This is a genomic window from Allomuricauda sp. F6463D (assembly GCF_023015965.1).
Lineage (GTDB): Bacteria > Bacteroidota > Bacteroidia > Flavobacteriales > Flavobacteriaceae > Flagellimonas.
The window spans coordinates 366,604-381,090 of the sequence record NZ_JALKAN010000002.1 but is presented as its reverse complement, the minus strand read 5'-3'; the positions used below and the strand labels follow the sequence as shown (position 1 = coordinate 381,090).

The window sequence follows — 14,487 nt, the reverse complement described above, 5'->3', positions numbered from 1 at the left end:
AAACCATAGAGACCCTATTGGGTCTCTATGGTGGATATGTTATTGTCTTTCAAAATGGCATTTATTTTGGGTAGTTCTTTTTCCAAAGTACTGTTCAGTTTGGACATGTGGCTGTCCAATTCCTGTGTCAACTCGTCGTACACCACATAGGAGGCATCTGTTGGTCTGGCATCCCCGTTTTCGATACTTCTTTGTAGAGAATTAAATCTGTTGTTCAATTTTATGGGGAAATTTAAGGGGTCTTGTCCAGATTGGTTCTTTGTCTGGTAAAGGTCTTCCTCAATTTCTGTGAGGGTTTCCATAAAATCTTCAGATAGTTTTTTAAACTTTTTACTGGAAACACTTTTGCCCAGACTATCAATTTGTTTACGGATACTTCTTATTTTGATTACGGCTTCATTCGCAATTGTGGCCTTATCAGTGATTTTGGAAGCTAATTCAAACTGTTTGTCAAGATCTTGGGAAGTTATGCCTTTAAGATTTGGATTTATTTCAATTTTAAATGGATAGCTCTGCACTACTTCTCCGCCTACCTTCATTTTAATGGAATAATCACCTAAAGGAGCTTTGGGTCCATTTTTGGCAGATCCGCCCCAAATAATGATGCCGTCAAAAGTGGTTGGTCCAGGATATCTCAAATTCCAAGTAAAAGTATTGATGCCTTTTGCAGTTGTGGGTTTGGTACTGTTTCCGCGACTCCACCATGAGGCATTGTCCTCCTTCTCATATTCAGGTTGATTGCCACCAAATACATCTACCAAAGTATTGTTGGCATCAAAAATCTCAAAGGTTATGGTATCCACCTGTTCCGCCAAATAATATTGGAAATTGGCCATGGTAATACCGCGAATGGCATCTGTTGGTTTGAAAAGAACCTGCTCTTTGGTTTTTAATTCATCTGAATATTCCCGTAGTGGTTGAATGTCATCCAATATCCAAAACCCTCTTCCATGAGAACCCAAGACCACATCATTATCTTTTATCACCAAATCTCTTATAGGTGTATCGGGCAAGTTCAATTGTAATGATTGCCACTCTTCACCATCATTGATTGAAAAATATACACCATGCTCTGTAGCCAAGAACAAAAGTCCTTCTCTTTGATGGTCTTCGCGAATGGCTCGCGCAAAATGTCCTTTTTCAATACCTGTGATTATTTTAGTCCATGTTTTTCCATAATCATGCGTTTTGAACACGTATGGTTCACGATCATCCACTTGATAGCGGTTTGCCGCTACGTAAAGCGTTCCGGGATTGTGCACGGATTCATCGATGATACTTACCCTTGAATATTTGGGAAGCTCTTCTGGAGTGATATCTGTCCAGTTAGCACCACCATCTCTTGTGATATGGATTTTTCCGTCATCGGAACCCGCCCAAATGGTGTTGACATCGTGGTTGGATGGTGCCAGAGCAAAAACTGTGGCATAGATTTCCGGTCCGTTCATATCCATAGTGATGATCCCGCCTGTTTTGCCCAAGGTCTCGGGATCTGCATAGGTAAGATCTGGACTAATCTTTTCCCATGTTTGCCCATCGTTGGTGGTCTTCCAAACATGCTGTGAACATGTGTACATTACATTGGGGTCCTTTGGAGCAAACATTATTGGAAATGTCCATTGCCAACGTTCAGGCAATGCACTGGCCGGCTCTCCAGAAAAGAACCTTGGATATACCTGGATATCCCTGGTTTGTCCATTGCTACGGTCATAGCGTGTCAAAAGGGCACCTTGGCTCCCTGCATAAAAAATATCGGGATTGGTCGGACTTTGGGTTATCCAGCCACTTTCACCACCGCCGACGGCATAATACCAATCGGGGCTCGGTCCTCTGGCCTGCATAAAATCCCAGCCATCGCTGGGCATCGCCAAAGTGGAATTGTCCTGCTGTGCCCCAACTACGTGATAGGGAACATCGCTGGTGGCCATAACATGATAGAATTGTGATGTTGGATAGTCCTGCGCCGTCCAAGTTTCTCCTCCATTGATACTCACTACACCACCGCCGTCGTTCGAATTTATCATTCTATCTGGATTATTGGGGTCTATCCACAGGTCGTGATTGTCAACATGTGGAGTGGTTATTTCTTGATCAAAGGTTTCCCCCCCATCCGTGGATTTGTAAAACCTAACGTTAAGGCCATACACAACATCTCTGTCCTTTGGGTCCGCCACCAATCGGGAATAGTAAAATGCACGTTGTCTCAGTTTACGTTCGTTATTCGTTAATTGCCAAGTCTTGCCAGCATCATCTGAACGAAAAACACCCCCTTCGTTGGCTTCCACAATGGCCCATACCCTGTTCGAATCCACTGGGGATACTGTCACACCGATTTTGCCAATGGGTCCTTCCGGCATTCCGGGGTTTTCCGTAAGATCTGTCCACGTTTCACCTCCATCTGTCGATTTCCATAGCTTGCTGTCTGGGCCACCTCCCCACATTTTCCAAGCTTTACGATATACCTGCCAAGTACTGGCGTATAGCACATTTGGATTGTTTCTGTCAATGATCAAATCGGCAGCACCTGCTTTGTCACTTATGTAAAGTGTTTTTTTCCATGTTTTACCACCATCAATACTTTTAAAAACCCCACGTTCCTCATTTTCTCCGTAGGGGTGCCCCAATGCAGCAACATAAACTATGTTTTCATTGGTAGGGTCTATTCGAACCCTTGAAATGGCCTGGGTTTCTTCCAAACCTAGATGTGTCCATGTTTTTCCGCCATCAGTAGTTTTGTATACACCGTCTCCTTGGGTAATACTACCACGTAGTTGCGTTTCCCCCATTCCAATATAGACAACATCCGGGTTGGTTTCGGCTACGGCTACTGCACCAACAGAAGAGCTGGTAATTTGACCATCGGTAACGGGTTTCCATGTATTTCCCCCGTCGATGGTTTTCCATAAACCGCCTCCGGTAGCACCGAAATAATATTCATTTGGCCTGGAAGGGCTTCCTGCGCATCCCAATGTCCTACCACCACGGTCAGGACCAATGTTCCGCCATTCAAAGCCGCTGTAAAAACTGGTGTCAACGGCAATTGGAGTGGCATTTTGTGCGTAAATGAACAGTGTTGAAAAAAGCATGGTAAGCAGTGTCCATGTCTTCATTGAGGTTGTTGGTGTTCTCATGATAAAGAGGTTGGTTGTAAGTTCTTATATTGAGGTTACAATTTACTCAATATACTGGGAAAATTAAGTGGATGTGATGAAAATTTTGATTGTTAGAAGATGTGCTTAAGGGATTATTATGCTTAATTGGATACTGTTTAAAAATATAATTCCCGCAAAATAACCCCGTAATCGTATTGTAAATCTTCATGAAGTAAGGGAATTTTTTTGTTGATGTATTCCAGCTGGCGGTTGTAGAGGTTTTTTAGGGTAGTATTTCTGTTGATGGATGGTTGAAAAGATTTTAGTTTTTCGCAGAAATACAGTAATAACTCTACCTCGGTGGCCTTGTTTCCCGAATAGCGGATATATTTTTTGATGGTCCGAAGTATTTTGCGGACACTTTTTTTAATATAGAAATAACTGTTGATATTGATGTCGGCGAACATCTCGTCCACTTCCTCTTTTACAGTCTCAATATATCCTTCTTCACTTTCTGATTCAAAAAGAAGATAGGTGAGCAATTCCTTGTTCTCTTTTTTGAATCGTGCCAGTCGTAGGCAAAGTTGCATCAATTCTTCTTGAGACTTAAACTGGAGTTCCTTTTTTAGTTGTGCAACGGTTGAGGCTTTCATATATAATTATCTTAAATAAGATGCCCCGTTCACATCAATTATGGTCCCGGATGAATAAGCAGCCTCGGATGAGGCCAAGAATAAAATAGCATGAGCCACTTCCTCTGGTTGGGCCATTCGTTTAAAAGGTGATTCCCGTAGCAAGTTTTCGCGTTCTGCTGGGGTCAAGGTTTCTTTGGCCATTTCGGTTTCGGTGAATCCAGGGGCAACAACGCCCACATAAATATTGTGCGGCGCCAATTTTTTGGCGAGGGATTGACTCATGGAATTTAATGCAGCTTTGCTGGCACCATAGGCTGGTTTGGTAGGTTCTCCCCGAAAGGCACCACGTGATGAAACGCTTACTATATGCCCGCCTCCGGTTTTCATCATGGCCTTTGCTCCCCAGTAACACAGATTGGCCACAGCGAAAAGGTTGGTTTCAAAGGTTTTTTCCCAAGCCTGGGTCCAGTGGTCAAAATCTACTTGGTCAATTTCATGGAAAATGGAAATCCCGGCATTGTTCACCAGAACATCCAACTGACCATATTCTTTTATAAAGTCCTCTATCAGTGCTTCGGTCTCTGATTTTTGAGAAATATCTCTTTTGAAAAGCTGATGTCCGTCACCAGATAATTCTGTCAGGGCTTTCTGGGCATCTTCATCATTGCTCCTATAATTGATGCCCACTTTGGCCCCTTTTTTAGCAAATGCCATTGCGGTTGCTTTTCCAATGCCCCGAGAGGCACCTGTGATCAGTACATTTTTATTTGTGAAATCCATATAAAAGTGATTTATGTTTCAAATATACTAGGATAGTAGGTTCTTGAAGCTTTAAATGAATTGCAGTACCTTTAAATTTTATAAAATTCACCTTAATCATGCGTAAATATTATCTTTTCTTCGTTGTAGCGTTCATTTCAATTGTGGCAACCGGGCAAAAGCCTAACTTCTCGTATCTCGATATTTTTGATCTTCAATATGTTTCAGACCCACAAATTTCTCCAGATAGCGAATGGGTGGTATACCGTAGGATGGGTCTTGATATTATGAAAGATCGTTCTGCTGGTAATCTTTGGTTGATCAAGTCCGATGGAAGTCAAAACCAAAAACTTACCACCAGAGAGGTGGACGAAAGCAGTGCAAAATGGTCCCCAAACGGTGATCGAATTGCTTTTGCCAGCAGTACCGAAGAAGGATCGGAAATATTTATGTATTGGGCAAAAACTGGTAAAGTGGCCAAGTTGACCCAATTGCCGTACAGTCCAAGTTCGTTGACATGGTCGCCGAATGGGGAACATCTAGCTTTTTCCATGCATGTGCCAAAAGCTCCACCTGTTGTTGCCAAAATCCCTAAAAAACCCAAAGGAGCTAAATGGCAAGATACACCTAGGGTTACAGATCGCTTGTATCACGAGGCGAATGGAAGGGGATATATAGAGCCGGGTTTCAACCATATTTTTGTAATTCCCGCGAATGGAGGTGCAGTACGACAAATTACATCTGGAGACTGGCACCATAGGGGAACACTTTCTTGGGCAAAAGATGGATCTACGATTTATTTTTCTGCCAATCGTTCGGATGACTGGGAATATCAATTCCGAAACAGTGAAATTTATGCGGTTGATGTCGAAAATGGTAAAATTGTTGCATTAACGGATCGCAATGGCCCGGATAGTGACCCTCAGGTGTCCCCTGACGGAAAGTATATTGCCTATTTGGGCTATGAAGATAAAGTGCAGACCTATCAAGTAAGGAAATTGCACATTATGAATATCGATGGCAGCGATAAACGCGTTGTATCGGAAGGTTTTGACCGCGCGGTTTCCAATATTCACTGGAACACAAAAGGAAACGGACTATATTTTTCTTATGATGACAAGGGCAATGGTAAAGTAGGTTTGATAACTCTTTCTGGGGAAGTTTCAAAAATGGTGGATAATGTTGGAGGAACATCTTTGGGAAGGCCGTACTCTGGCGGATCTTTCAGCGTTTCAGAAAAAGGTGATTTAGCTTTTACGCAATCAACACCAAAATACCCTTCAGAGCTTGCGATTCTTGAAGCAAAATCGAAATCGGCGGTTAAGGTTACCGGTCTGAACGATGCCTTACTCAATTATCGCACCTTGGGAGAAGTGGAAGAAGTTTGGTATAAATCCTCTGTGGATGGCAGGGACATTCAAGGATGGGTGGTTTATCCCCCAAATTATGATGCCAACAAAAAATATCCTTTTATGGTAGAAAACCACGGTGGACCTATTGCCAATTACGGGGACCGTTTTTCCATAGAAATGCAACTGTTCGCAGCGGCGGGTTATATCGTTTTTTACCCAAATCCAAGAGGCAGTACGAGTTATGGAGAGGAATTTGGAAATTTGCTCTATAACAATTACCCAGGTGAGGATTATAATGACGTAATGGACGGGGTAGATCATTGCATCCAGAAAGGAATTGCACACGAAGACCAACTTTTTGTTACCGGGGGCAGTGCAGGAGGTATTATGTCTGCGTGGATGATTGGTAAAAATAATCGTTTTGAAGCCGCCGTAGTAGTTAAGCCCGTCATAAACTGGATCAGTAAAACCCTTACAGCAGATAATTATTTCAATTATGCGAATTATAGATTTCCAGGACAACCCTGGGAAAATTTTGAAGGATTTTGGAAATTTTCTCCCCTTTCCCTAGTTGGTAATATAGAGACTCCAACCATGGTAATGGTAGGTATGGATGATTTGCGTACCCCGCCCAGTGAAGCAAAACAATTGTACCATGCGTTAAAACTCAGAAAGATTGAGACTGTTCTAGTGGAAATACCGGGAGCAAGTCATGGCATTGCCAATAAACCGAGTAACTTAATGACGAAGGTGGCCCATGTGTTAGCTTGGTTTGAAGAGTACAGAACAGATAAGTGACATGAGTGAAAAAAAAAGACATTGGTTCTGGAACGTACTGATAATGGTGACCGTAATACTCTGTATTCTTGCCTTTGTGGAGCACTATAAAAATTGGCATAAGATTGAGGAGGGGAACTTTAGGATATTTTCAGGAATCTACTATCAAAAAATACCTTTGACCGAACTGGACAGTGTACGTTTGGTGGATAAATTGCCCGAGATGGAACGTTCCAGTGGATTTTCTTGGATGGAAAAAGAAAAAGGCGTGTTCTTGGATTCCATATCGCGATCAAAAGTGTATGTTTTTGTGGATGATCTATATCAACATAAAATAAAAGTGGTGCACCATGATTCCCTAATAATGTATTTGAATCTTAAGGATAGTGTGGAAACACAAAAATTATATACTATTTTGCAGGGCAATATGATGGAAAACAATGAAAAGCAGAGTGAAATCCATAAATAGCACAGCATTATAATGAGAGTATTTCTTTTAATTCTATTAGTTGCCCCTCTAACTATGTTTTCACAAAATACCATATTGGTTCATGTGCACAATGTGCAATCGGACTATGGGCATGTGAATGTTGCAGTGTATAATTCTGATGAGACATTTTTATCTTTCGAAGACGTTTATACAACAGGGACGGAAGACGCAAATAAAGGGCTCGTAGAGTTACAAATTGAGGATTTGCCTTCCGGTGAATATGCTTTGGCCGTGTTCCATGATGAGAATGGAAATGGTAAACTGGATACCAATTGGTTGGGCATCCCCAAGGAAAAAGTTGCTTTTTCCAAGGGAAAAATGAAAACTTTTGGGCCGCCCAAATATAAAGAATGTAAATTCCGGGTCACCTCGGATTACGAAATAGACATAAGTCTTTAAAAGATAAAAATGGGAACACTTTTTATGGCCCAATTAATGGGTGCGCTATACGGAGTTTTGGCAGTGATTTTTGGTGCTTTCGGCGCTCATGCCCTCAAAAAGAAATTGACTCCAGAACTGCTTCAAAGTTTTGAGACAGGGGTCAAATATCAAATGTACCATGCTATTGTACTATTGGTTCTTGGGTTTAATCTCAATTTTGATAAACCTTTGGATTCTTGGATAATAAATTGTTTTATTTTTGGAACCCTACTGTTTTCATTCAGCATATACGCACTATGCTTAGGTGCCGCTAAAGGAGATAAACCACGCTTTTTGGGTCCTATAACTCCAATTGGGGGACTGCTTTTGGTTGTGGGTTGGGCCCTATTGCTTTACTCTTTTATTTCCAATTTAATTTGATTTTAACTGCAACCGCAGCCATCCTGCCCACAGGAACTGGAGTGGTCGTTCCTTTTATTGAAGAGGGATTTGGGAATCAAAAATTTCCATACCAAATAGCCTACTGCTAAAATTAGGGTTGTGTATGCTAATATTTGTTGAATCATCTTTGAATTAAATTAAGATTTGATAGGCCAATAAAGCAATTATATAGGCAAATACACTCATAAAGCCCAATTGAAGCATGGGCCATTTCCAAGAGTTGGTTTCTCTTTTTACAATAGCTAGGGTACTCATACATTGCATGGCAAAAGCATAAAACAACATTAAAGATATACCGGATGCCAAGTTGAACAATGGTTTTCCGGAATCATCCAGTTCGGCTGCCATTCGGTTTTGAATGGTTTCTTCTTCATCACTACCAACACTATAAATAGTTGCCAGTGTGCCTACAAATACTTCACGGGCGGCAAAAGAAGTTAAAACCGCAATCCCTATCTTCCAATCGTAACCTAAAGGTTTTACAATAGGCTCAAAAGCCTTTCCTGCTTGACCAATGTAGGAATGCTCCAATTTATAACTGGCTATTTCTTGTGCCACGGCTCTTTCCGAGAGTTCGGAGGTCAAAACCTGAACCGAATCCCTAAGTACATTAGGTGCCATGTCTACTGTTTCTACAGATTCACGATACGATGTTATATGGTTCTGTATATAATTTTTACTGTAGGTGCTCAGCCCTTCTTCTGCGATTCTTTCAGTTACGATGGTCTCGGCATTTTTAAAATTGTCCGAATATCCATTTGAGCCTAAAAACCATAGAATTATGGATATTGCCAAGATTATTTTACCTGCTCCCAATACAAAACTCTTGGTTTTTTCGATTACTGTGTAAAATACGTTTTTTAACAGCGGTAAGCGATAGGTAGGCATCTCCACCATAAAAACAGACCTGCTTTTTATTTTTAGGATCTTGTTCAAAACCATGGCCGATAATAGCGCCATTCCAAAGCCTATTAGGTACAATAGCATCAAGGTCAGTGCTTGATAACTTAGACCAAGAAAACCACCTTCTGGGATAACTAGGGCAATCAATATTAAGTAGACGGGCAATCTGGCGGAACAAGTGGTAAAAGGCGTTACCAAAATAGTGATAAGACGTTCTTTCCAATTTTCTATGGTACGCGTTGCCATTATTGCTGGTATGGCACATGCATTTCCAGATATTAAAGGCACCACACTTTTTCCGCTCAATCCGAATGGACGCATTAGCCGATCCATAAGAAAAACTACACGGCTCATATATCCAGATTCTTCCAGAAGAGAGATAAAAAGGAACAAAAATGCTATTTGTGGAATAAAAATAACGATACCTCCAATTCCAACTATAATTCCCTCGGCAAGCAAATCAGTAAAAAGTCCTGGAGGCAAAGTGTTTTTGATCCATTCTGCCGCCATTGCAAATTGTTCGTCAATGAAATCCATTGGGTATGAGCTCCATTCGAATATTGCTTGAAAAATCAGTAGTAAAAGGGCAAAGAAAATGAGGTAGCCAAAAATCTTATGCGTTAGAATTTTATCGAAGGACGCGCGTAGCCCTTTGGCGGCCATAAAATCTACCTTATAAGTTTCCTTTAAAATATTGTTGATCAACTGATATCGAAGTACAGTTTCCTTATGCTGTAGTTTTTTTAACTCATCATTGGATTTGGTGGAGAAATCTGTAGCATCTTGTATGCGTTTTTTCTCAATGGGCATAAAGTTTACGTCCTGCGTAATCACCAACCACAGTTTATAAAGATCCTCCTTGGGAAAAGTTTCCTTTAAACGGTCAAAATATTTTGGTGAAATTCTGTTGGGATCCAGAATGGGTTTTGATGAGATGGTTTTATAGTCCGCTATAAGTTCTTTGACATGGCCAATTCCTGTGTTTTTTCGTGTACTTACCAAAGCAATTTTGGTGTCCAGCTTTTTTTCCAGAGCCTCTATGTCTAGGGAAATCCCTTTACGCGACATTCGGTCTGCCATGTTTATCACCAAAATGGTTGGAATCTTAAGATCCTTTATTTGCGTAAAAAGGAGAAGATTCCTTTTTAGGTTTTCTACGTCGCTTATAACTACAGCGACATCAGGATAATCTTTGTCGTTTTTGTTCAGTAAAAGTTCTACTACGAGACTTTCATCCAAAGATGTGGTATTCAGGCTATACGTACCGGGAAGATCCAATATGTGCGCTTTAACTCCTCTGGGAAGTTTACAGATGCCCTCTTTTTTTTCTACAGTAATGCCAGGATAGTTCCCTACTTTTTGTTTGAGTCCGGTAAGTTGATTAAAAACTGAGGTTTTGCCCGTATTTGGATTGCCGATTAGGGCTACATTGATGTTTTTGCTCATGGAACCTGGTTTTCTTCAATAATATCCAGCTCAATGCATTTCGCCAAAGACCTTCTAATTGCCAAATGACTTCCACTTAGGTTAATGTAAATGGGGTCGTTTAATGGAGCTACTTGCAACAGTTCAACACTGTTGCCGGGGAGACACCCTAATTCCATTAATTTTACAGGGAGTTTATGTTCGGTAAAGTCCTTGATAATACCCTTTTGCCCTAATCTTAAATCTGCAACGGTAGCCACTGTGTTTATTTAGAATAAATTTAATTAAGGCCAAAAATAAATAAAAAAAGAGAAACTATACCTCGTGTTTGGGTATAAAGGCATCATCCACTACTCTAGGTAGCTGGCCTCAAGGGTCTTAATATCTTCAATAAGTTTGTCAATATCTTCTCGATTTGTGCCATCGTAGAAGCCTCGGATTCTTTTTTCCTTGTCCACTAGGATAAAATTTTCAGTATGTATCATATCAAAGGGACCACCATCTCCATCATTCTTTACGGCGAGGTACGATTTTCGGGCCAATTCATAGATTTGTTTTTTATCTCCGGTCACCAAGTTCCATTTACTATCAATCACACCTTTTTCGATAGCATATTTTTTTAATTGCGCAACTGTATCAATTGCAGGGGTAACGGAATGGGAGAGAAGCATAATGTTTGGATCGTCTTTAATGGCCTCTTGAATTTCACCCATGTTCTTTGTCATAATTGGGCAGATGGTGAGGCAAGTTGTAAAAAAGAAATCGGCCACATAAATTTTGTTCTTATAATTTTCTTGTGTAATGGTATCCCCATTTTGATTCACCAAAGAAAAATCGGCTACTTTATGGTATTTTTTGGTGTAGTGCAAGGTGCTGTCAACTAAAGATTTGTCTACCATTGATGGTTGATACACCGGGAGCATTTTCTTGGGATGCAATGCGTTGTAAAATAGATAAACGATTACTGCCGAAAGTGCCAGCATTACAATTCCGAACATCCTATATTTTGCAAAAAATGATCCCATGGAACAAAATTACGGCCCAAATGGCTATTCTTCAAGGAGAAGGCTATTTTTTGTTGCTAAATCTTTCTTAAATCGTAAAGGGATTAAATTCGAGGTTTTTTTATGAAACCCTAAAAGGTTACTTTTGTGCGTTTTAACAAAAGACAACGGATGACTCCAATAGTTATAAAAACCATTCAATTTTTTCTTAGCCTTTCCCTTCTGATTGTGCTGCACGAGCTGGGACATTTTATTCCTGCAAAGCTCTTTAAAACAAGGGTTGAGAAATTCTATCTCTTTTTTGACGTCAAATTTTCATTGTTCAAAAAGAAAATAGGCGAAACCGTTTACGGTATCGGTTGGTTGCCCTTGGGAGGATATGTAAAAATATCCGGGATGATCGATGAGAGCATGGACAAGGAGCAGATGAAACAAGAACCAAAGCCATGGGAATTCCGAAGCAAACCAGCTTGGCAACGTTTGATCATAATGCTCGGTGGAGTGACCGTGAACTTTATTTTAGCAGTTGTAATTTACATTGGAATGGCCTATTCCTATGGCGAGCAATACATTCCCATGGAAAGTTTAAAAGATGGGGTATGGGTACTCGAAAAAGAAATCGGGGATGAAGTTGGAATACAGACAGGAGACAAGATAATCGCGGTTGATGGTGAAAACTTAAAAACGTTCAGCAGTGTTTTTATGGAATTGGTCAATGGGAACAACATCACCATTGAAAGAAATGGCCAACGAATAGAAAAAGAAATTCCGATTGATTTTATCTCCACTTTGATAGAGGATGAAGATAAGGTGCGTTTTCTGAATTTCAGAGTCCCGTTCTGGGTGAATAAAGTTCCTAAAACATCACATAATAAAACTGCAGGCTTTCAACCAAAGGATAAATTTTTGACCATAAATGGTTCGGAAGCAGTTTACAGGGATCAAGTGATGGATTTGTTGGAGATCAACAAAGGAAAGGATATTACTATTTTGCTTGAACGTGCGGATGGAACACAATCCAATGTTGTGGCCCAGGTAAATGATGAGGGTAAATTAGGTTTAGAGATTGGTGGGTACACCATGGATGATTTGCAAGAAGAAGGAATTTTAAAGGTTGAAACAGAAAAATATACCTTTTTGGAAGCCATTCCGGCAGGAATAAATAAAGGAGTTAGTACGCTCTCCAGCTATATCAAACAGATGAAGAAAATCTTTAATCCAGAAACTGGTGCGTATAAAGGTGTAGGTGGTTTTGCTGCTATCGGTGGCATGTTTCCCGATACATGGAACTGGCCTGCCTTTTGGGCCACTACGGCATTTATATCCATCATTTTGGCTTTTATGAATATTTTGCCCATTCCGGCATTGGACGGTGGGCACGTGGCCTTTTTATTATATGAAATGGTGACCGGACGTAAACCGAGCGATAAATTTTTGGAGTACGCCCAAATGATAGGCTTCTTTATTTTAATTGCTTTATTGCTGTTCGCCAACGGTAATGATTTGTATAAATGGCTTTTTAAATAGAAAAGCATTTTTTTTGTTTGTAGCGTAAAAAAGAATCTATTATATTTGCACCCGCTTAAGGTGAAATATTCCTCCTTAGCTCAGTTGGTTAGAGCATCTGACTGTTAATCAGAGGGTCCTTGGTTCGAGTCCAAGAGGGGGAGCAGATAAACCAAAACGGTTATACTTTAAAAAGTATAACCGTTTTTTTATTTAATAATTGTTGATACTCCTACAAGTATATAAACGCTCTGATTATTAGTATCATTGCCACTATTCATATAGTATCAAAATTCGGAGTATACCATAGACTCTTAACTATATGAAAGAGTCAAAGCACTTAAACTTCTTACTATTTTGACAGAAAAATTGACAAACGAATATTGTGATAATAAAGCCTGCAACTTAATAAGGATAAACGAAAAACCTATACGTTACTAGTATCTTAGAAATAATGTGAAGGCTAACAGTGCGTTGAAAACCTAAAGGTCAATAGTAAAAGAGAGCTAGAAAGAACAGGCCAAAGGGAATCAGGTATGACCAGTGTTGTGTACTCGAATTGGATGCCGATTATTTGAATTATATCAAAAACGTAGGACTAATATATAGTTCTCTTGAAAGTAACAGATTCTTTTAGGGCTACAAAAATTATTCAACTTCCATATTTTATGGATAATAACATTCTTTTGGAAGCGTTGTATGTTAAAACATCGAGTGATGATAGAAATGGAGTTGCGATTCGCTATATCCGCGAGAGTTGTTCAGACAATAAGGATAAGATAATATATGAACAACTAGCAGCATTACTTGCTATGCCCAATTAATGAAAACTTTTGAAATAACTGCAAGCTACTACTGAACCTATAGGTTGTCCCCCCCCCACAGTAGCTAGGACTAAACTAAAATATTTTGTAATCATTTAAAATTTAGTATTATGAAGACCACGTTTTTTTATGGCCTGATGTTTATGGCGGCACTTAGTATTTCCTCCTGCTCCAAGGGAGAAGATGGGGAAGACGGATTGCCCGGACCACAGGGGGAACAGGGTATACAAGGGGAGCAAGGACCCCAAGGACCCCAAGGTGAACCCGGCACGGCCAATGTTATGTACTCGGATTGGATACCCATAGATTGGAATTTGCAGAATTATTCAACCTTAAAAGCCATGCTTATCGAAGATGAACGGGTTACAGAAGAATTTATAGATGAAGGAGGGTTATTATTAGTGTTTTTAAAAGTAACTGATATTGGTGCTACAGGAGTTTTTCAATTTCCATATTTTATTAATAGTAACACTTATTTAGATGCGTTGTATATAAATGTACCGGATGATAATATAGAGGGAGTTGCCATTCGCTATTTCCACGAGGTAGATTCAGACCTACTATACGATTACTACGAAGATAACGTATGGGTCAAATATGTCCTTATCCCAGGAGGTGTGGACCTTAGCGGTAAGGGAGAAATGCAGACAGATTGGGATAAAATGACTTATGAACAAGTTGCAGAAAAGCTTGGTATTGTAGAGTAATTGCTTCCTAATGTAAAGGGAGGATGTTTTTACCAAAAAACATCCTCCCTTTACATTCTTAATCACACAATTGAATAAGGTGGTGAAAAATAAATGGAATTTCCAACCCGTTCATCCCATATTTAGAACTTGTGAAAATATGCCCGACAGATTTGGTATTAACATCCAATCAGCCAAATGATTACGTGGGA

The 14,487-nt window shown here is 40.0% G+C and carries 13 protein-coding genes and 1 tRNA gene; 8 read left to right on the top strand and 6 right to left on the bottom strand.

The genetic code is table 11. The features are described from left to right. Positions 1–14: 14 nt before the first annotated feature. The 3 genes from MWU56_RS10205 to MWU56_RS10195 form a co-directional block, all read right to left on the bottom strand. The gene (locus MWU56_RS10205; protein WP_247044234.1) at positions 15–3,131 is read right to left on the bottom strand and encodes a VPS10 domain-containing protein; all 3,117 of its coding nucleotides are present in this window, start codon (positions 3,129–3,131) and stop codon (positions 15–17) included. Between the two features lie 137 nt (positions 3,132–3,268). Then, positions 3,269–3,745 (bottom strand): hypothetical protein, encoded by a 477-nt coding sequence (locus tag MWU56_RS10200; protein ID WP_247044233.1) that lies wholly within the window; start codon positions 3,743–3,745, stop codon positions 3,269–3,271. A gap of 6 nt (positions 3,746–3,751) precedes the next feature. After that, entirely contained in the window at positions 3,752–4,507 is a 756-nt protein-coding gene (locus MWU56_RS10195) for an SDR family NAD(P)-dependent oxidoreductase (RefSeq protein WP_247044232.1), read from the bottom strand. A 98-nt stretch (positions 4,508–4,605) separates the two neighbouring features. On the opposite strand from MWU56_RS10195, the gene MWU56_RS10190 reads away from it, so the two are divergent. Genes MWU56_RS10190 through MWU56_RS10175 form a run of 4 tightly spaced genes read left to right on the top strand, consistent with a single transcriptional unit; the run spans position 4,606 to position 7,906 of the window. Continuing rightward, positions 4,606–6,636 carry a S9 family peptidase gene (locus tag MWU56_RS10190; RefSeq protein WP_247044231.1) on the top strand — a complete coding sequence of 677 codons (2,031 nt, stop codon included), beginning with the start codon at positions 4,606–4,608 and terminating at the stop codon, positions 6,634–6,636. A 1-nt stretch (position 6,637) separates the two neighbouring features. After that, a complete protein-coding gene (locus tag MWU56_RS10185; protein ID WP_247044229.1) occupies positions 6,638–7,084 on the top strand; it encodes a hypothetical protein in 447 nt (148 codons plus the stop codon). Positions 7,085–7,138: 54 nt separating this feature from the next. Beyond that, positions 7,139–7,504 carry a DUF2141 domain-containing protein gene (locus MWU56_RS10180; RefSeq protein ID WP_247044228.1) on the top strand — a complete coding sequence of 122 codons (366 nt, stop codon included), beginning with the start codon at positions 7,139–7,141 and terminating at the stop codon, positions 7,502–7,504. Positions 7,505–7,513: 9 nt separating this feature from the next. After that, positions 7,514–7,906, top strand: coding sequence for a DUF423 domain-containing protein (locus tag MWU56_RS10175; RefSeq protein ID WP_247044226.1), 393 nt, complete (start codon positions 7,514–7,516; stop codon positions 7,904–7,906). A gap of 153 nt (positions 7,907–8,059) precedes the next feature. Here the strand turns inward: MWU56_RS10175 and feoB are convergent, their stop codons facing one another. The 3 genes from feoB to MWU56_RS10160 form a co-directional block, all read right to left on the bottom strand. Continuing rightward, a complete protein-coding gene (gene feoB / locus MWU56_RS10170; protein ID WP_247044225.1) occupies positions 8,060–10,276 on the bottom strand; it encodes a ferrous iron transport protein B in 2,217 nt (738 codons plus the stop codon). Next, complete coding sequence (locus MWU56_RS10165) at positions 10,273–10,515, bottom strand: ferrous iron transport protein A (RefSeq protein ID WP_247044222.1); 243 nt, start codon at positions 10,513–10,515, stop codon at positions 10,273–10,275. Before MWU56_RS10165 ends, feoB begins: the two co-directional genes overlap by 4 nt. Before the next feature lie 90 nt (positions 10,516–10,605). Next, positions 10,606–11,280 carry an SCO family protein gene (locus MWU56_RS10160; protein WP_247044220.1) on the bottom strand — a complete coding sequence of 225 codons (675 nt, stop codon included), beginning with the start codon at positions 11,278–11,280 and terminating at the stop codon, positions 10,606–10,608. Positions 11,281–11,430: 150 nt separating this feature from the next. Here MWU56_RS10160 and rseP point away from each other — a divergent pair, with 150 nt between their 5' ends. From rseP to MWU56_RS10140, 4 genes are all read left to right on the top strand, one after another. After that, positions 11,431–12,786, top strand: a complete 1,356-nt coding sequence (gene rseP, locus MWU56_RS10155) for an RIP metalloprotease RseP (RefSeq protein ID WP_247044218.1) — start codon at positions 11,431–11,433, stop codon at positions 12,784–12,786. Positions 12,787–12,855: 69 nt separating this feature from the next. Beyond that, positions 12,856–12,929 (top strand) — tRNA-Asn (locus tag MWU56_RS10150). A gap of 450 nt (positions 12,930–13,379) precedes the next feature. Next, positions 13,380–13,589: a hypothetical protein gene (locus MWU56_RS10145; RefSeq protein ID WP_247044216.1), complete on the top strand. Its 210-nt coding sequence runs from the start codon at positions 13,380–13,382 to the stop codon at positions 13,587–13,589. 110 nt (positions 13,590–13,699) lie between these two features. Continuing rightward, entirely contained in the window at positions 13,700–14,296 is a 597-nt protein-coding gene (locus tag MWU56_RS10140) for a collagen-like protein (protein WP_247044214.1), read from the top strand. Positions 14,297–14,487 lie beyond the last annotated feature (191 nt).